This is a genomic window from Parabacteroides sp. AF48-14, from assembly GCF_003477465.1.
Taxonomy (GTDB): domain Bacteria; phylum Bacteroidota; class Bacteroidia; order Bacteroidales; family Tannerellaceae; genus Parabacteroides; species Parabacteroides acidifaciens.
In genome coordinates, this window is record NZ_QUDI01000067.1 from 1 (window position 1) to 17,014 (window position 17,014).

14 protein-coding genes and 1 pseudogene are annotated in these 17,014 nt (G+C 46.5%); 12 read left to right on the top strand and 3 right to left on the bottom strand.

Annotated features, from left to right (window positions below):
* The first annotated feature begins 733 nt into the window (after window positions 1-733).
* From DW083_RS20700 to glmM, 9 genes and pseudogenes are all read left to right on the top strand, one after another.
* A complete protein-coding gene (locus DW083_RS20700) occupies window positions 734-2,122 on the top strand; it encodes a hypothetical protein (RefSeq protein ID WP_122333727.1) in 1,389 nt (462 codons plus the stop codon).
* An 82-nt stretch (window positions 2,123-2,204) separates the two neighbouring features.
* Complete coding sequence (locus tag DW083_RS20705; RefSeq protein ID WP_122333718.1) at window positions 2,205-3,881, top strand: OmpP1/FadL family transporter; 1,677 nt, start codon at window positions 2,205-2,207, stop codon at window positions 3,879-3,881.
* Between the two features lie 215 nt (window positions 3,882-4,096).
* Entirely contained in the window at window positions 4,097-4,690 is a 594-nt protein-coding gene (locus DW083_RS20710; protein ID WP_115501225.1) for an RNA polymerase sigma factor, read from the top strand.
* A 354-nt stretch (window positions 4,691-5,044) separates the two neighbouring features.
* Entirely contained in the window at window positions 5,045-5,695 is a 651-nt protein-coding gene (rpe, locus tag DW083_RS20715; RefSeq protein WP_115501224.1) for a ribulose-phosphate 3-epimerase, read from the top strand.
* Window positions 5,696-5,768: 73 nt separating this feature from the next.
* Complete coding sequence (locus DW083_RS20720; RefSeq protein ID WP_233552322.1) at window positions 5,769-6,722, top strand: ComEC/Rec2 family competence protein; 954 nt, start codon at window positions 5,769-5,771, stop codon at window positions 6,720-6,722.
* Window positions 6,719-7,048 carry a hypothetical protein gene (locus DW083_RS23230; RefSeq protein ID WP_233552323.1) on the top strand — a complete coding sequence of 110 codons (330 nt, stop codon included), beginning with the start codon at window positions 6,719-6,721 and terminating at the stop codon, window positions 7,046-7,048. Before DW083_RS20720 ends, DW083_RS23230 begins: the two co-directional genes overlap by 4 nt.
* A 40-nt stretch (window positions 7,049-7,088) precedes the next feature.
* Window positions 7,089-8,138, top strand: coding sequence for a bifunctional oligoribonuclease/PAP phosphatase NrnA (locus DW083_RS20725; RefSeq protein ID WP_122333719.1), 1,050 nt, complete (start codon window positions 7,089-7,091; stop codon window positions 8,136-8,138).
* Window positions 8,139-8,192: 54 nt separating this feature from the next.
* Complete coding sequence (locus DW083_RS20730) at window positions 8,193-8,774, top strand: DUF4827 family protein (RefSeq protein WP_122333720.1); 582 nt, start codon at window positions 8,193-8,195, stop codon at window positions 8,772-8,774.
* Between the two features lie 10 nt (window positions 8,775-8,784).
* Window positions 8,785-10,172: pseudogene (glmM, locus tag DW083_RS20735) on the top strand (phosphoglucosamine mutase).
* A 61-nt stretch (window positions 10,173-10,233) separates the two neighbouring features.
* Here the strand turns inward: glmM and DW083_RS20740 are convergent.
* The gene (locus DW083_RS20740) at window positions 10,234-11,415 is read right to left on the bottom strand and encodes a phosphoribosylaminoimidazolecarboxamide formyltransferase (protein ID WP_255419852.1); all 1,182 of its coding nucleotides are present in this window, start codon (window positions 11,413-11,415) and stop codon (window positions 10,234-10,236) included.
* Between the two features lie 20 nt (window positions 11,416-11,435).
* The gene (locus DW083_RS20745; protein WP_122333722.1) at window positions 11,436-11,927 is read right to left on the bottom strand and encodes an NUDIX domain-containing protein; all 492 of its coding nucleotides are present in this window, start codon (window positions 11,925-11,927) and stop codon (window positions 11,436-11,438) included.
* A gap of 64 nt (window positions 11,928-11,991) precedes the next feature.
* On the opposite strand from DW083_RS20745, the gene DW083_RS22170 reads away from it, so the two are divergent.
* Window positions 11,992-12,165 (top strand): hypothetical protein, encoded by a 174-nt coding sequence (locus DW083_RS22170; protein WP_158543408.1) that lies wholly within the window; start codon window positions 11,992-11,994, stop codon window positions 12,163-12,165.
* 10 nt (window positions 12,166-12,175) lie between these two features.
* Here DW083_RS22170 and DW083_RS20755 read toward each other — a convergent pair whose 3' ends face one another.
* On the bottom strand, window positions 12,176-14,254 hold the full coding sequence (locus DW083_RS20755; protein ID WP_122333723.1) for a DNA topoisomerase 3: 2,079 nt from the start codon (window positions 14,252-14,254) through the stop codon (window positions 12,176-12,178).
* Window positions 14,255-14,398: 144 nt separating this feature from the next.
* On the opposite strand from DW083_RS20755, the gene DW083_RS20760 reads away from it, so the two are divergent.
* A complete protein-coding gene (locus tag DW083_RS20760) occupies window positions 14,399-15,808 on the top strand; it encodes a sulfatase (protein ID WP_122333728.1) in 1,410 nt (469 codons plus the stop codon).
* Between the two features lie 414 nt (window positions 15,809-16,222).
* Window positions 16,223-16,507 carry a hypothetical protein gene (locus DW083_RS20770; protein WP_233552324.1) on the top strand — a complete coding sequence of 95 codons (285 nt, stop codon included), beginning with the start codon at window positions 16,223-16,225 and terminating at the stop codon, window positions 16,505-16,507.
* Window positions 16,508-17,014 lie beyond the last annotated feature (507 nt).

Below are 17,014 nucleotides of genomic sequence, written 5' to 3' on the forward strand. Positions count from 1 at the left end.
GACCGTCCTCTTTGCCACCATGACCGTGCTAATGTGTAGTGCACTCGGCACCTCGCGAAGATTAGGACGGTCGTAATGGCGATTAGGACGGTCGTAATTGGAAAGAGGACCGTTTTCATGGCAAAAAAGCACCTGAATTTCCTTGGGATATTTGGGACGCCGTCCGTTTTATTTTCAAATATTCGATTCTCCGGGAGTTAAGGTTTATCACTTTGCTGCAGTTTCCGGTTTTCGATAATCAAATTGTGCGCTTTCCTGAACGGACTGCGCACCTCTTTTTCTTATTGTCAGAAAGGGGAGTTTAAAAGGTGAAAAGAGTCAATCCAAAATCGATCAAGATTTCAGACGAAATAGAAAAACGGCAAAAAAGGGGGTTATTGTAATATTCATCAGATTTGCAGGAGGTTCAAAACTTGCCAAAAGTGAGCTATAAATTATTTATCTGTGAGTTTTAGACAGAAGAACAAATGCCAAATAATTGAACCTTTGCTTCCTCGTGCAGCGTTTTGTTTCCCGGGAACATCTTGTATATAAATAAGGATTATCGGGCAATAGAAATGTCCGGATGGTTAAAGTATATATAAATGCTTGGAACTTATTTGGAAACAGCTATATTTGTAAATAAAATGGATAGTCTTTATTTAAGGCAGAGTGGAGGATTAAACCTACCCTCACATTTTTAGTCTAAGTAGTAGAAATATTATAAAGTAGAGGAGAAACGAATATGAAACCCATGAAATTAACGTCTTTGATGGTGATGCTCCTGGTAGGCTTCAGTGCCGTAGCCCAGGAAGAGTTCTTTGATGATGTGTATTTCTCTTCCAGCAAAAAAGATAAGAAAGAAAAAACAGAAGAGAAGGTTATACAGCCTAAAGAAAAAGAGAATGCGGAACGCACGGTGATTTCGTCAACCTACAGCACAAGCAAGAGAAAAGCAGCTGTGTCTGACGAAGATCGTGCTATCGATGAATATAACCGCCGGTACTCTTCCGTCGATGTGGAAGAACCGTACGATGAGGATGCCGACGAATATACGGACGGTGAAGTTCTTGCCGAGTATAACGACGATATCGATAATGCCAAGTCGGTTGCTTCCGATACCAAAAAGGAACGCCGTTCAGATACGGAATATACCGAACGTATCATTCGCTATCATTCCCCCAGTAAGATTACAGTCGCAGGAGCAGACCAGGTGAACCTGTATCTGAGTGACGGTTATTACGCTTACGGATATGATACGGACTATTCCGACGGACAAACGAATGTGAATGTCAACGTCAATATGGGCTACGGTGGCTATGGCGGTTACTATGACCCCTGGTACAGCGGCTGGTATGGTGGCTGGTACGGCGGTTGGTATGATCCGTGGATTTACAGCCCTGCTCGTTATTGGGGTTACGGTCCGTCCTGGGGCTTCGGCTGGGGATGGGGCGGTTTCTATGCCGGCTTCTACGGCCCGTCTTGGGGCTGGGGTGGCTACTGGGGACCCGGTTATTGGGGCGGTGGTTACTGGGCTGGTTCCTGGGGACACCATCATCACTACAGATCCAATTACTATCATAGTAATGGTGGACGTTCTTCTTCCTATGCAAGTAGTTATAGAGGAAATGGAGGACGAACGGGTAGCTCAACTTATAGACAATCTTCTCGTGACCGCTATAATGGTTCAGCTTCTTCTTTGAGAGGGGATGGGAGCAGTAGTAGCATTACGTCGAATAGGAGTAATCGTTCCGGCCGTCCTTCACAGGGAACGTCTATCCGGAATGAAAACAGTAGCAGTATAACAACTCGTCCATCATCTGTAAACAGTACGACAAGAACTCGGGTAAACCGTCGGGATAATGCTAATGCAATTAGTTCATCTTCTTCGCGTACGCGTTCTTCGATTTCTTCAAGCTCTTCAAATCGCCAATATACGGCTCCTGCAAGAAGCAACAGAAGTAGCAGTAGTTTTGATAACAGTAGCACTCGTTCTTCTCAGTCAAGAAGTCAGAGTACCTATACTCCTTCAAGAAGTAGTAGTGGACGTAGTAGTTCTTATAGTTCATCATCTTCATACGGCGGTGGTGGCCGCTCCGGTGGTGGAGGCAGTAGTAGAAGCGGCGGCGGTGGCCGTCGGTAATGTCGATTCATAGATTGAAGTAATATTGGGGGACGGGTTTCTGTCCCCTTATCTATAAAGGTATTAGTAAAAGAGAAAAGTGATGAATAGAATAGCATGCTTATTAGTTTCAGCATTCCTATTAAGTGGTGGTGCTGCGTTTGCGCAAGGAGAATTAGATGCTTATAGGTATTCTCAGACCGATTTAAATGGGACTGCCCGTTATTTGAGTATGGGAGGCGCTTTTGGAGCACTGGGTGGAGATATTTCAGCAATGTCATCCAATCCGGCTGGTTTGGGGATTTATCGTAGTTCAGAAGTTGTTACAACGTTGAGTCTGTCATCGATTAAGACTAAATCGGACTGGAAAGGTTCGAAGGTTGACGCAAGCAAAACAAAGTTTAATTTTGACAATATTGCCTATGTCGGCTATTTTCCTACAGGAAATGATGAAGGGTTGGTTGGTTGGAACGTTGGGTTTTCTTATAACCGAATAAAAAATTTCAATCGTAATTATCGTTTGTCTGGTTTTCAAGATTATTCATTAGCTGATTATGCTGCCGCCAAGGCTTCTTATGTTGATACTGATAAGAATGGTGATTGGTTTGGTGTAGCAGAAAATGATATGCCCCCGTTCAATCAAATTAATAGTGAATCTAATTTAGCATATAATAATTTAGGTGGAGTTTGGCTTCCTGCTTTAGCTTATCAGTCTGGAATGATAGGTGCGAATAAAAAAGATGCAAATGATGATATGTATCATTCGACTTTTGCAGAATGGGATGAAGCAAATAATGCATGGTATCCTGACAGTCGTCCTGATTTATCCGATCTGGAAGTGAATGAAAGGGGTGCGATCGATCAGTATGACTTCTCGTTTGCGACCAATATTTCGAATTTAGTGTTTTTAGGTGCAACGGTTTCTGTAACGGATTTGAACTACCGGATGTCTTCCAGATATACGGAAGAATTTGATTATACGGATGGCACTACAGATCACATATTTTGGGACAATGAGTTAAAAACTGATGGTACCGGCTATTCTTTTAATTTAGGTGCAATTGTTCGTCCTTCGGATTATTTGCGTTTAGGCGTTGCTTATAATTCTCCTGTTTGGTATAAGTTGACAGATACCTATTTCGGCAGTGCAGAAACAGTTAATGGTAATTTTGATCCGGCTAAGGCTAACGGGGCAACTCCGAGTAACCCCAATCCTTATACTGATTATCGGTTGCGTACAGCCGATAAATGGATTTTTAGTGTAGCAGGCATTATTGGACAAACAGCGTTGATCAGTCTTGATTATGAATTGGGTAATTATAAATATATGAAGCTTTCTGATTGGGATGGATATGAATTTGAAGACCTTAATAAAAAGTTGATCCAGAAAGATTTTGGTTTGGCCCACACTATAAAACTCGGAGCGGAAGTGAAAGTTACTCCTCAGTTTGCAGTTCGTGCCGGTGCAAACTGGCGGATGAGTCCAATGAAAAAAGAATTTAGGGATGGTGCTTTTGAAATTTTCCCTGCAGGAACTGTTGCTCATTATACATTAGATAAGGGAACAACCTCTTACTCGGTAGGTTTAGGATATCGTTTTACTCCTAACTTCTATATGGATCTGGCTTGCGTATATCGTCAATATAAAGAAGATGCTTATACATTCTCTAAAGTTATTGTAGAAGACAATAATGGTTCTCGTATGCTTGTTGATTCAGAAGCAATCGGTTTGAAAACAAACACCACCCAGGTTGCCCTGACATTAGGTTATAAGTTCTAACAATATCATAGTTTGTTCGCAAAAGCCCCCTGTTCGTACAAAAATCGTACGGTCAGGGGGCTTTTTTGTGTAAAAAAAAAGGAAATGTTTGCCTATTTAAAATACTTTTTGTTCTTTTGCCTTTGTAAATATAAATAATATTATTGTCTAACAATTTTAAACTGCATTGCCTATAGCATAAACATTACTCAAGAAAACTAAAAAATAGAGAAGTAATGAATACTTTAAGAATGAAGACCGACGAAGAGTTGGTGGTTCTTTATGCAGAAGGTAATAATGCTGCTTTCGATGTATTGTTGAATCGTTACAAGAGTAGCATACACTCCTACATTTACTTTATAGTTCGCAACAAAGATCTCACAGAAGATATCTTTCAAGAGACATTTGTCAAGGTGATTATGACTATTAAACAAGGTCGTTATACGGAAAACGGCAAGTTTAAAGCCTGGATTACCCGCATCGCTCACAACCTGATTATCGATAACTTCCGTCAGGAACGCAGTGAAAACACGGTCTCTAACGATGAGGTGGAAGTGGATCTTTTCAATAATATCAAACTTTGTGACGGTACGATCGAGGATAATATCGTGCGCCGCCAAGTGTTGTCTGATGTAAAGAAGCTGGTGAAACATCTTCCCGACAGCCAACGCGAAGTGCTGGAAATGCGCTATTATCAGGATCTCAGCTTCAAAGAAATAGCCGATATCACAGGTGTGAGCATCAATACGGCTTTAGGACGTATGCGCTATGCTATCCTGAACATGCGTCGCATGGCGGAGGAGAACAGCATTGAGCTGTCGATGGCTTGATAATTGAAAATTGAGAATCGAAAATTATTCTTTCTTGTTCATACAATAAGGGGAGAAGTTGGCCGTTTTATAATCAAACAAGATTAAAAACACGAAGTGCCTATGAAGAGACTTTCTACTCAATGTATGAATGGAATAGAAAATAAAACAGACAGAAACCGGAAGGACAGGAAAAGTTCGCCGCGTCGGCAGACACTTGATTTCCTTACTCAATTCGCGAGGGTTTATCATTCAGAACCCGCTTTACGCACGGAACTCTGTGGTTTGGTAATGAACTAAGAAAAAAATGGAAAGAGGATACCTTTGCTGGTATTCTCTTTCTTTTTTCATACCTTTGCATAAAAGATGAAAGATATGAAACATAAGATAGCGCCTTCTCTGTTAGCTGCCGATTTTCTGAACTTGCAGCGGGATGTGGAGATGATAAACAAGAGTGATGCCGATTGGTTGCATCTGGATATTATGGACGGTGTATTTGTTCCTAATATATCTTTTGGTTTCCCGGTTTTGGAAGCGTTGAAACCGGTTTGCCGGAAACCGATGGATGTGCACCTGATGATCGTCGAGCCGCAAAAGTTTATACCGGAAGTGGCGGCTACGGGTGCCTATATGATGAATGTGCACTATGAGGCTTGTACACACCTGCACCGGACGGTGGGAGCTATTAAAGAGGCCGGGATGAAAGCGGCTGTTACGTTGAACCCGCATACGCCGATTTGCCTGTTGGAAGATATTTTGCAGGATTTGGATATGGTGTTGCTGATGTCGGTTAATCCGGGTTATGGCGGACAGAAGTTCATCGAACATTCGGTCGATAAGACGGCCCGCCTGAAAGATATGATACTGGCTAAAGGGCTGGACACCCTGATCGAAGTGGATGGCGGTGTGAATATGCAGACTGCGAAACGTCTGGTCGAGGTAGGCGCCGATGTACTGGTTGCAGGCAGCTTCGTCTTCCGTTCTCCTGATCCGTTGCAGACGATTCGGGAGTTGAAGGAATTATAATATCGGTAAATGATGATTTGCCGATATCCCGGCAAATCATCATTTACAATCAACAAATTCAAAGCCTTACATTATGATAAAAGAATTACAGATACGTCCTTTTTCCCGTCCGTTGCTTGTCTGGATTGCGGGAATCATCCTGCAAACAGCTTTCCCGCTTTATGCTTATTCCGTATTATTTCTGTTGTTTCCCCTTTTGGTTCTTGTTCTTTCCTGTTTTGGAGCGAAGGAGCGAGGGGCGTTTTGCTATGAAACGCGCTGGCTTTGGGGGGCGGTCTTTGTATCCCTGCTGCTTTTTCTTTCCATACAGAAGACGGCCTGTTCGCAGGTCGATTTATCTTTCGAGCATTCGGAATCGACTCTTTCCCGTTTGGCAAAAGAAGAACAACTGCGTCTGTTGGAACCTTTCGGCAGGTTGAACCTGACGGATGAGGAAAAGTCGGTGCTGGCGACTATTACCGTTGGCTACCGGGAGGCGATGGATCGGGATGTCCGGCAACGTTTTTCGGTCGCCGGTGTGGCTCATATCCTGGCGGTGAGTGGTTTCCATGTGGCTGTTGTTTGTGGCTTCCTGTCTTTTTTCCTGTCATTCCTTCCCCGAAGCGAACCATGCCGGTGGGTCCGGTATCTGTTGACGGTTCTGTTGTTATGGCTTTTTGTCGCGGTGACTGGGTTGGCGGCATCGGCTGTCCGGGCGGCCTTGATGCTGACTTTGTTTCTGACCGGAGGGGTGTTGGGAAGGAGGGTGGAGCGTTATAATATATTGGCGGCATCAGCTTTTTGCATGCTGGTTTATGAACCTCTCTATCTGTTCGACATCGGTTTCCAGTTGAGCTATCTGGCTGTGCTCTCCATTCTTTATTTCCAACCCCAGTTGCAGCGGTTGATGAAAGTCCGTAATCCTTTGCTTCGGGCACCCTGGCAGTGGATTACCGTCACGCTGGCGGCGCAGGTCGGAACGGTGTTTCTTTGCCTTTATTATTTCGGGCAGTTTTCGACTGTCTTTTTGCTGACTATCTGCCGATGACTCTTTTGGCAACTTTGCTGATCCCTATGGGGTTGGCCTGGATGCTGCTGCCGGCAGGATGCCCCGGTTATGAATGGTTGCAGGCCGGGGTGGAGGGGCTGACGCATGGATTGCTCCGCCTGGTCGATTCTTTCAGTCGCGTACCGGGGGCTGTCTTTTTTTTCCGGTTCGATCTCTTTACGATGCTGGCGGCGTATGGTATGCTCCTGCTTGTCTTGCTGTATGGCCGCTCTAAGCGTCCGGCATATCTGTTTGTGGCACTGGCTTTGTTGTTAATTATCTTGATTGTCCGGCTGATTGGAAATTTAATGCTGTGTGGAATATAAAAAAAGTCGTACCTTTGTCACTGAATATAAGAGAATATATATGATTACGAAAATCATTCAGGAAGAGAAAATACAGAAAGCTAAGAAATACGTCGAGAAAGGCGAAAGTTTTGTTATCGTGACACATGTTACCCCGGACGGGGACGCTATAGGTTCCGCTTTGGGACTTTACCATTTTCTGACAGCTTATGGAAAAGATAATGTGGCGGTGGTGGTACCCAACGATTTCCCCCAGTTCTATAAATGGATGCCGGGTAATAAGGAAGTCGTCATTCATGAGAAATATCCTGATTTTGCGGAGCAGCTGATCCGGGATGCGGATGTTATCTTCTGCCTGGATTTCAATGAACCGAAGCGCATCGAGAAATTAGCTCCGGCAGTCGTGGCCGCTGACGGTCGCAAGGTGATGATCGACCATCACCTGAATCCCGCCGATTTTTGCCGCGTGACGATGTCATATCCGGAAATGTCGTCCACAAGCGAGATGGTTTTCCGCTTTATCTGCCGCATGGGGATGTTCGAGTTGATCAATAAAGACTGTGCCGCTTGTATCTATACCGGTATGATGACGGATACGGGTTCTTTTACCTATAATTCGAATAAGCCGGAGATTTATACAATTATAAGTGAATTGATTAAGAAAGGTATCGATAAGGATTTGATCTACCGGAAAGTAAACCAGGTGTATTCGGAAAGCCGCCTGCGTCTGATGGGCTATGTCCTGTACGAAAAGATGAAAGTTTACCCGGAGAAGCAAGCCGCTTTGATTACGCTTTCGCTGGACGAATTGAACCGTTTTCACTACGTAACGGGTGATACGGAGGGATTTGTCAATCTGCCGTTGAGTATCGAAGGGGTGACATTCAGTGTCTTTATCCGTGAAGACAAAGATTATGTAAAGGTTTCGCTACGCTCTGTCGGCGACTTCCCCTGTAACCGCTTTGCAAGCCAGTATTTTAATGGCGGGGGACATAAAAATGCTTCGGGTGGGGAATTTTACGGCTCATTGGCCGATGCCGTTGCCGTATTTGAGAAAGGATTAAAAGAATTTAATCCTAATAAAACAGAAGAATTAGACAAACATGCCTGAGATATGGCAGAGATTATATACATTTGCCAGTCATTTACAATTAATACGTAACAGATGAAGAGAGGTTTTTATATCCTGTTGATTATGTGCGCTGCCATCATGGTAGTGTCGTGTGACAAGACAAAGTCATACACTGATATGTTGAAGGCCCAACAAAAGGCTATTGATCGTCTGGAGAAGGATAGCGGATTGGTCTTTTTAGATGATTTTCCTAAAGATAGTATTTTTAAGGAAAATGAATTCGTAAAGCTGGAAGATGGTGTTTATCTGAATATTATTGAAAAGGGGAACAGTGAACGTGCAGTGATGGGAAAGACTGATGTCCAGACTCGTTTTATGGCTACATTGTTCATGGAAAGCAGCAGCTTCGGTACTGGTACCGTTGACTTGCTCGGCCCGCATTCCAACGGTACGCACCCGGTTGAGTTCAAGTATGGTTATTATAGTGAAGGGCTTTACAGCTATTATTATAATATATTCATCAGCCCCGGTTTGGCGGCTGGCTTGCCTTATGTGGGAGACAGTGCATATGTAAAACTGATCGTTCCTTTTAAGCAGATGGGGACTCTTGGGGATTTCCAAAGCACAGGAACCCCTGTCTATTTTGAGAAAGTAAGATATATCTTTAAAAAATAAATCTAACTAAATGACACTGATTAAATCTATTTCCGGTATCCGTGGTACAATAGGCGGGAACCCTGAAGATGGGCTCAATCCGTTGGCTATTGTCAAGTTTGTGGCTGCATATGCTACATTCATTAAGAAAAACACGAAGGTGACAACAAACAAGATCGTCGTAGGTCGTGATGCACGTATCTCCGGTCCGATGGTGAAACAAGTCGTTCTCGGCACATTGACCGGGATGGGCTTTGATGTGGTAGACATCGACCTGGCTACAACTCCGACTACCGAACTGGCTGTTGCCTGGGAAAATGCTTGCGGTGGTATTATCCTGACCGCCAGTCATAATCCGAAACAGTGGAACGCACTGAAGTTGCTGAACGAACGCGGCGAATTTCTGGATGCTGCCGAAGGGGCCGAAGTGCTCAAGATCGCAGCTGAAGAAAGTTTCGTGTTTGCGGATGTCGATCAATTGGGAAAAGTGATTGTCAACAACAGTTACAATCAAAAACATATAGAAAGCGTCCTCAAGCTGGATCTGGTAGATGTGGAAGCGATCAAGGCTGCTAATTTCCGTGTCGCTATCGACTGCGTGAATTCGGTAGGCGGTATCGTTATTCCGGAATTACTTTCAGCTTTAGGCGTGAAGGAAATCTTCAAGTTGCATTGTGCGCCTCACGGTAACTTTGCACATAATCCGGAACCGATCCCTGAAAACCTGACGGAGATCTCGACTTGATGAAACATGCCAAAGCGGATGTCGGTTTTGTAGTAGACCCGGACGTGGACCGTTTGGCTATCATCTGCGAAGACGGCGAAATGTTTGGCGAAGAATATACACTGGTGGCTGTCAGCGACTATGTCCTGACGCATACTCCGGGTAACACGGTCAGCAACCTGAGTTCCAGCCGCGCATTGCGCGACGTAACCCGTGCTCACGGCGGCGAATATAATGCAGCGGCAGTAGGCGAGGTGAATGTTGTCACGAAAATGAAAGCGACCAACGCTATCATCGGTGGTGAAGGCAACGGCGGCGTGATCTATCCGGCAAGCCATTATGGTCGCGATGCTTTGGTGGGTATCGCACTGTTCCTGACGCATCTGGCAAAGAAACAGATGAAGACCAGTGAACTGCGCGCTTCTTATCCTCCGTATTTCATCTCTAAGAAGAAGGTGGAACTGACTCCGGATATCGATGTGGATGCTATCTTAGCTAAGGTGAAAGAGAAGTTTGCCCAATATGATATCACCGATATCGACGGCGTGAAGATCGACTTCCCTGAAAAATGGGTGCACCTGCGCAAGAGCAACACGGAACCGATTATCCGTATCTATTCCGAAGCCCACACGATGCAGGAAGCGGAAGAAATCGGCGATGAGCTGATTCAGATTATCCGTGATATGTGTAAGTGATCTATTATCGAGATAAAAAAGAAAAGAGGTTGTGCTTGATTGCATAACCTCTTTTTTACGTTTAATGATGGAACAGACGTACGCCGGTGAATGCCATTGCGATACCATATTTGTCGCAGGTGTCGATCACATGGTCGTCGCGAACGGAGCCGCCGGCCTGTGCGATATAGTCGACACCGCTTTTATGCGCCCGTTCGATGTTGTCGCCGAAGGGGAAGAAGGCGTCGGAACCTAACGAAACACCTTTCAGCGTATCGAGCCAGGCACGTTTTTCCTCGCGGGTCAGAACTTCTGGCTTTTCGGTGAAGAACTGTTGCCAGATGCCGTCGGCGAGTACATCCTCGTGGTCGTCGCTGATGTAGACGTCGATCGTATTGTCGCGGTCTGCACGGCGTATCTTTTCAATCCAGGGCAGGTTCATTACTTTCGGATGCTGGCGCAGGTACCAGATGTCGGCTTTGTTTCCGGCCAGGCGGGTACAGTGGATGCGGCTCTGCTGTCCGGCGCCGATGCCGATTGCCTGTCCGTCTTTGACGTAGCAGACAGAGTTGCTTTGCGTATATTTCAGCGTGATCAAAGCGATGATGAGGTCGCGTTTGGCTTCGTCCGGGAAGTGCTGGTTTTTCGTCGGGATATTAGTCAGCAGGCTTTCGTCCAGTTTGATTTCGTTGCGTCCCTGCTCGAACGTGATGCCGAATACATCCTTGTGTTCGATAGGAGCAGGACGGTAGGTCGGGTCGATCTTGATGACGTTGTACGTCCCTTTCCGTTTGTTCTTCAGTATTGCTAAGGCTTCCGGCGTATAGTCGGGAGCGATTACGCCGTCAGACACTTCGCGGTTGATGAGGCGGGCGGTCGCTTCGTCGCAGGTATCGCTCAGTGCGATGAAATCACCGTAAGAAGACATGCGGTCTGCTCCACGGGCACGGGCGTAAGCGGTAGCAAGCGGGGTGAGCTGAAGATCGTCTACGAAATAAATCTTTTTCAGCGTGTCGCTCATTTCAATCCCTACGGCAGCCCCGGCGGGACTAACGTGTTTGAAAGAGGCGGCGGCAGGCAGCCCGGTTGCTTCTTTCAGTTCTTTGACTAATTGCCAGCTGTTGAAGGCATCCAGGAAATTGATATATCCCGGGCGGCCGTTCAGTACTTCGATCGGCAATTCCCCTTGCTGCATGAAGATGCGCGACGGCTTCTGATTGGGGTTGCAGCCGTACTTGAGTTCTAATTCTTTTGCCATGTTCAGAATGCTTTTATGCTTTGTTGTTACATGAATAGTCGTTTGTATTCTCCTTCGAAATTAGGCGTAAAGACGCCTTTACCCATATTGGCGAGTATCTCGGCTTTCGGCCAGAAACGTCCTTCGTCAAGCTCGGAAGGATCGGGGGCGAACGGGCCGTCGTAGGTGGTGCGGAAGGTGTTGACCAGTTCCTTTTCGATGGCCGATTCAAAGACGTAGCGGGTGATAAACTGAGGCGCAAAATCGGTTATCCCCAGTTCCTCGCGTACTTCCCGGCGGAGCGCTTCTTCTACCGTCTCGCCATAGTCGATATGGCCACCCACGGCGGTGTCCCATTTTCCGGGCTGGATATCTTTTGTCATCGAACGTTTTTGCAGATAAAGGTCGCCTGCTTCATTGAAGATATGCAGGTGTACGACCGGATGCAGCTTCTTCGAGCCGCTGTGGCATTCTTTACGGGTTGCCTTTCCTATTGTCTCTCCCTCCTCATTCACTAAGGGAAACCATTCTTCGTTCATTAATTTCTGATTTAGAGAACAAAGATAAGGAAATAAGGTTATCTTTGCCAATAATATGGAATATATGAAAGAAGAAGAACATCAAGAATATAATCGCTTGCGTGAACCGATGGTTGAATATAAAGCAAAGCAACCTTTGATGCCTTCTTATGTTTATGAAGATATCAAGGTTGGCATTGAACAGGCTGATCAAGGGTTGTTAATTCCTTTTGAAGAAGTAATGTCTCGTTATCGGTAATGTACGTCTATTATTTCCCAATCCTGCTAATCGCCTTGATCAACTCCTCATCTGATAAACCTTCGCCGTAAGTGGCATAATCCATGCGGAATGTACAGCCGTTTTTGTATTCGGAGCAGCCATAAGCTGTTTTCCCACGCAGGATGCTACCCTTTTGGCAGACAGGGCATACCGGTTTTGCGGCGGAAGCGGCTTCCTCCGGTTGTTGAGCGGTGGCGGGTTCCTTTTTGGCGCGTGGTTTGCGCGGCTTCTTTTCCTTTGGTTCTTTTTCTGTTTGCGGCTTTTCCGGCGCAGTCTGCTCGATGGTGATCGTACGGCCGGTCTGGTCGGAGAGGACGTTGAGCACGACTTGGTGGACAAGCTGTTTCAGCTCTTCCAGGAAAGTACGCGCTTCGTATGTGCCCCGTTCGATCTGGCGCAGTTTCTTTTCCCAGAGGCCGGTCAGTTCAGCACTTTTCAGCAATTCCTCCTGGATCGTACCGATCAGTTCCACACCGGTGGCGGTGGGATAGAGGTTTTTGCGTTCCTTGCGGATATAATTACGTTTGAACAATGTCTCGATGATGGCGGCGCGGGTGGAAGGGCGGCCGATTCCGTTCTCCTTCAAGGCGTCGCGCAGTTCATCGTTGTCGACCAGTTTGCCAGCCGTTTCCATAGCGCGTAGCAAAGTCGCTTCCGTGTAAGGCTTGGGCGGCTGTGTCCATTTCTCGCCTAATGTCGGCTTGTGCGGTCCGCTTTCCCCTTTCACGAAGTCCGGCAGTACGCCTTCTTCTTCAGTCGGCTCGGCATCCGGGTCTTTTTGCTCGGCGCCAAAGACGACGCGCCACCCCGGTTTGAGAATCTGCTTACCTGTTACTTTGAAGTCCACCTTACCGACTTTGCCGAGCACCGTAGTTGTCGAGATTTCACAATCCGGATAGAAGGCAGCAATGAAACGGCGGGCGACCAGGTCGTAGACCTTCCGTTCGTTCTCCGTCAGGTTGCGGGCGTGCACGCCGGTCGGGATGATCGCATGGTGGTCCGTCACCTTCGAATTGTCGAACACGCGCTTGTCCTTCCTGATTTTCGCTTTCAGCAGCGGGGCGGTCAGTTCGGCGTAATCGACCAGGCCGCTCAACGTGTTCGGTATCTTCGGATAAATGTCGTCACTCAGGTAAGTCGTGTCTACACGCGGGTAGGTCGTCACTTTCTTCTCATAGAGCGACTGGATCAGCTTCAGCGTGTCGTCTGCCGTAAAGGCAAACTTTTTGTTACATTCCACCTGCAACGAGGTCAGGTCGAAGAGGCGGGGCGCATATTCCTTCCCCTTCTTTTCGGATATGTCGGTAACGGTGAAATCTTCCTGCCGCGCGATCTCCAGGAAGGCTTCCCCTTCTTCCTTTTTGGTGAATTTGCCTTTGGTGGCGGAGAAAGTCGTATTGCGGTAAACCGTTTTCAGTTCCCAATAGGGCTCCGGCTTGAAGTTGTCTATCTCGGCCTGGCGGTTTACGATCAGCGCTAAGGTAGGGGTTTGCACCCTTCCGATGGAGAGCACCTGCCGGTTTTGTCCGTAGCGGAGCGTGTAGAGGCGGGTCGCATTCATCCCTAACAGCCAGTCGCCGATGGCGCGGGAAAGGCCGGCTTCGTATAACGAGGTAAATTCGGTCTGCTCTTTCAGGTGTTGGAAGCCCTCGCGGATTGCCTCTTCGGTCAGCGACGATATCCACAGGCGGTAGACTGGGCATTTGCAGCCGGCCTTTTGCATCACCCAACGTTGGATAAGTTCCCCTTCCTGCCCGGCATCCCCGCAGTTGATGACCATTTCGGCCTTTTGCATCAGCTCTTCGATGACCTTGAATTGCTGTTCGTATGTGGGATTGCTGATCAGCTTGATACCGAAACGGGGCGGGATCATCGGCAGGGAGGCGAGGCTCCACCGTTTCCAGCTGTCTGAATAGTCGTTCGGTTCCTTGAGAGTGCACAGATGCCCGAAAGTCCAGGTAACCTGATAACCGTTTCCTTCGATATACCCGTTCATCCGATTGGTTGCCCCGAGCACTTCTGCTATTTCGCGTGCCACGCTGGGCTTTTCAGCTATACATACTTTCATCCGCAATACTCTCTTTTTTGAATCAACATACAAAAATACGCTTTCCCGACGACTTTCCGAAATCATCCGTGTGATTTTGGCTAATCTTCGTTATCTTTGGACTGTTGTCCGGGCTTCCGGATTAATGTAACCAGAAATGTAAATATCATGAATAAATTGATCTTATTGTCAGCTTTAGGCAGCTTGCCGTTGTGTTCGCAAGCAGTCGATTATACGAACTTTATCATCATAAACCTGGATGACGTCGGCTATGGCGACTTCTCCTTTAACGGGGCGTACGGCTATACGACGCCGAATATCGACAAGATGGCCGCCGAGGGTGTCCGTTTCACCCATTTCCTTGCCGGACAGCCGATCAGCGGTGCTTCGCGTGCCGGGCTGCTGACCGGGTGTTATCCGAACCGTATCGGTTTTGCCGGTGCCCCCGGTCCGGATTCCAATTATGGCATCCATCCGGAGGAGATGACAATGGGAGAATTGCTGAAACAAAAAGGATACAGCACGGCTGTTTTTGGGAAATGGCATTTAGGCAGCCAGCGGCAGTTCCTTCCTTTGCAAAACGGCTTCGACGAATACTACGGCTTGCCCTATTCCAATGATATGTGGCCTTTCCATCCCCAGCAGGGAGAAGTCTTTAATTTTCCTGATCTGCCGACATACGATGGGAATGAAGTGGCGGGTTATAACACGGACCAGTCCCGGTTTACGACCGACTATACCACACGTTCGGTCAATTTCATCAAAAAGAATAAGAACAAACCGTTCCTACTCTATCTGGCCCATTCCATGCCGCACGTGCCGTTAGCCGTATCCGATAAGTTCAAGGGAAAGAGCGAGCAAGGCTTGTATGGAGATGTGATGATGGAGATCGACTGGAGCGTGGGCGAAGTCCTGAAAACGTTGCGCGAACTGGGATTGGAAGAGAATACGCTGGTCGTGCTGACCTCCGACAACGGCCCGTGGGCAAACTACGGGAACCATGCCGGATCGGCCGGTGGCCTGCGTGAGGCAAAAGCTACTACGTTTGACGGCGGTAACCGTGTTCCCTGTGTGATGTACTGGAAAGGAAAGACACAGCCGGGGACGACCTGTAATAAGTTGGCCTCCAATATCGACCTCTTCCCGACACTGGCCGAGATAAGCGGAGCCCCGCTGCCGCAACGGAAGATCGACGGGGTGAGCATCCTGCCACTGATCAAAGGTGAGAAAGGGGCTAATCCACGCGAGTCATTTGTCTATTATTATAATAAGAATGACCTGGAAGCCGTGACCGACGGACAGTTCAAGCTCGTTTTCCCTCATAAGTACGTGACATACGGCGCTTTCGTCCCCGGTAACGACGGGCAGCCCGGCCAATTGACAAACCTGCAACTCTATAAAGCGGAGATGTACGACCTGCGCCGCGATCCGGGAGAACGCTATGATGTTATTACCCAATATCCGGAGGATGCAGCCCGTCTGATGAAGATTGCCGACCGGATGCGCGAAGAATTAGGCGACAATCTTACCCGGCAGAAAGGGAAGGAACGTCGGGAACCGGCGTTTTTGCAATAGTGATTTGCTGGAAAACTATGTTTTGTAGCATGTTTTAGTTAAATAGATTTAAAGAAATGAGATTTCCAAGCAAAAGTATATGCTACATAACATAAAGTCCTTATATTTGCACTGTGTTTTTCATGGTATTAGATTTAAGGTTAACAATGAAGATTGGCTGTCCGTGACGGATAGCCTTTTTTTTTGCCCGTATGTGAAAAATTTCCCCTATTCTTATGTAAGCAAGGTGACTTATATAATCATGATTTCCTATCTTTGTACTATCATGGCAAAAGGTGACGCCGTTGAAAAGTTTTAGGTACTGATATGGAAATAAATAGAATACAGACACTCTTTGATAAGTATAGGGACAATTATAGATTATCCTGTAAACCGGCGACTGAGAGTCAATTGCAAGAGTTCCGAAGAAATTGTATGGATTATGGCGTTCCGGCTGAAATAATGGATGAGCTTGTGGCATACTTCAGGATTAATAATAACTTCTTCGGATATTTTGAATGTGACGATATACTAATCTTTGAGTGGTATGAGCAGGGATGTTTATGGCTTGGGCAAAGGGATTTGTGGACTTTTCGCTGCCTTTTGGAGAAGCATAAATATGCAATTGGCGATGCTTCGGAGGATTCATTCGGTGAGGACTATGAATTTGACACCATAGAAGAAATGCTGCAAGCCTTTCTGTCAGGAGAAAAGATGTAAAAAAGATATCTAAGTCCCTTTTGTTGTGTTTAATGGTAATTTCTTATCTTTCGCCTCAATTCCCGTAATGTATCACTATAAGATCGCTTTACAATATTGCCGTTGGAAACCTCCAAAAAGAATAAATCATAAATCGCAAATATTACAATAACCCTCCTTTTCGGCCATTTTTCTATTTCGTCCGAAATCTTGATCGATTTTGGATTGACTCTTTTCACGGTTTAAGCTCCCTTTTCTGATAATAGGAAAAACGAGGTGCGCAGTCCGTTCTGAAAAGCGTGCAATTTGATTATCGAAAACAGGAAACGCCGACAAAGTGATAAAGCTTAACTCCCGGAGAATCGAATATTTGAAAATAAAACGGACGGCGTTCCAAATATCCCAAGGCAATTCAGGTGCTTTTTTACCCTTAAGACGGTCCTTTTTTCAATTACGACCGTCCAAATCGCCATTACGACCGTGCTAATCTTCGCGAGGTGCCGAGTGCACTACACATTAGCACGGTCG

Excerpts from the sequence above, each read along its gene's own strand:
- DW083_RS20710 (WP_115501225.1), top strand. The coding sequence starts at position 4,097 with ATGAATACTTTAAGAATGAAGACCGACGAAGAGTTGGTGGTTCTTTAT.
- DW083_RS20770 (WP_233552324.1), top strand. The coding sequence starts at position 16,223 with ATGGATTATGGCGTTCCGGCTGAAATAATGGATGAGCTTGTGGCATAC.
- DW083_RS20745 (WP_122333722.1), bottom strand. The coding sequence starts at position 11,927 with ATGAACGAAGAATGGTTTCCCTTAGTGAATGAGGAGGGAGAGACAATA.
- DW083_RS23230 (WP_233552323.1), top strand. The coding sequence starts at position 6,719 with ATGACTCTTTTGGCAACTTTGCTGATCCCTATGGGGTTGGCCTGGATG.
- DW083_RS20705 (WP_122333718.1), top strand. The coding sequence starts at position 2,205 with ATGAATAGAATAGCATGCTTATTAGTTTCAGCATTCCTATTAAGTGGT.
- DW083_RS20725 (WP_122333719.1), top strand. The coding sequence starts at position 7,089 with ATGATTACGAAAATCATTCAGGAAGAGAAAATACAGAAAGCTAAGAAA.
- DW083_RS20720 (WP_233552322.1), top strand. The coding sequence starts at position 5,769 with ATGATAAAAGAATTACAGATACGTCCTTTTTCCCGTCCGTTGCTTGTC.
- DW083_RS22170 (WP_158543408.1), top strand. The coding sequence starts at position 11,992 with ATGAAAGAAGAAGAACATCAAGAATATAATCGCTTGCGTGAACCGATG.
- DW083_RS20730 (WP_122333720.1), top strand. The coding sequence starts at position 8,193 with ATGAAGAGAGGTTTTTATATCCTGTTGATTATGTGCGCTGCCATCATG.
- DW083_RS20755 (WP_122333723.1), bottom strand. The coding sequence starts at position 14,254 with ATGAAAGTATGTATAGCTGAAAAGCCCAGCGTGGCACGCGAAATAGCA.
- rpe (WP_115501224.1), top strand. The coding sequence starts at position 5,045 with ATGAAACATAAGATAGCGCCTTCTCTGTTAGCTGCCGATTTTCTGAAC.
- DW083_RS20700 (WP_122333727.1), top strand. The coding sequence starts at position 734 with ATGAAATTAACGTCTTTGATGGTGATGCTCCTGGTAGGCTTCAGTGCC.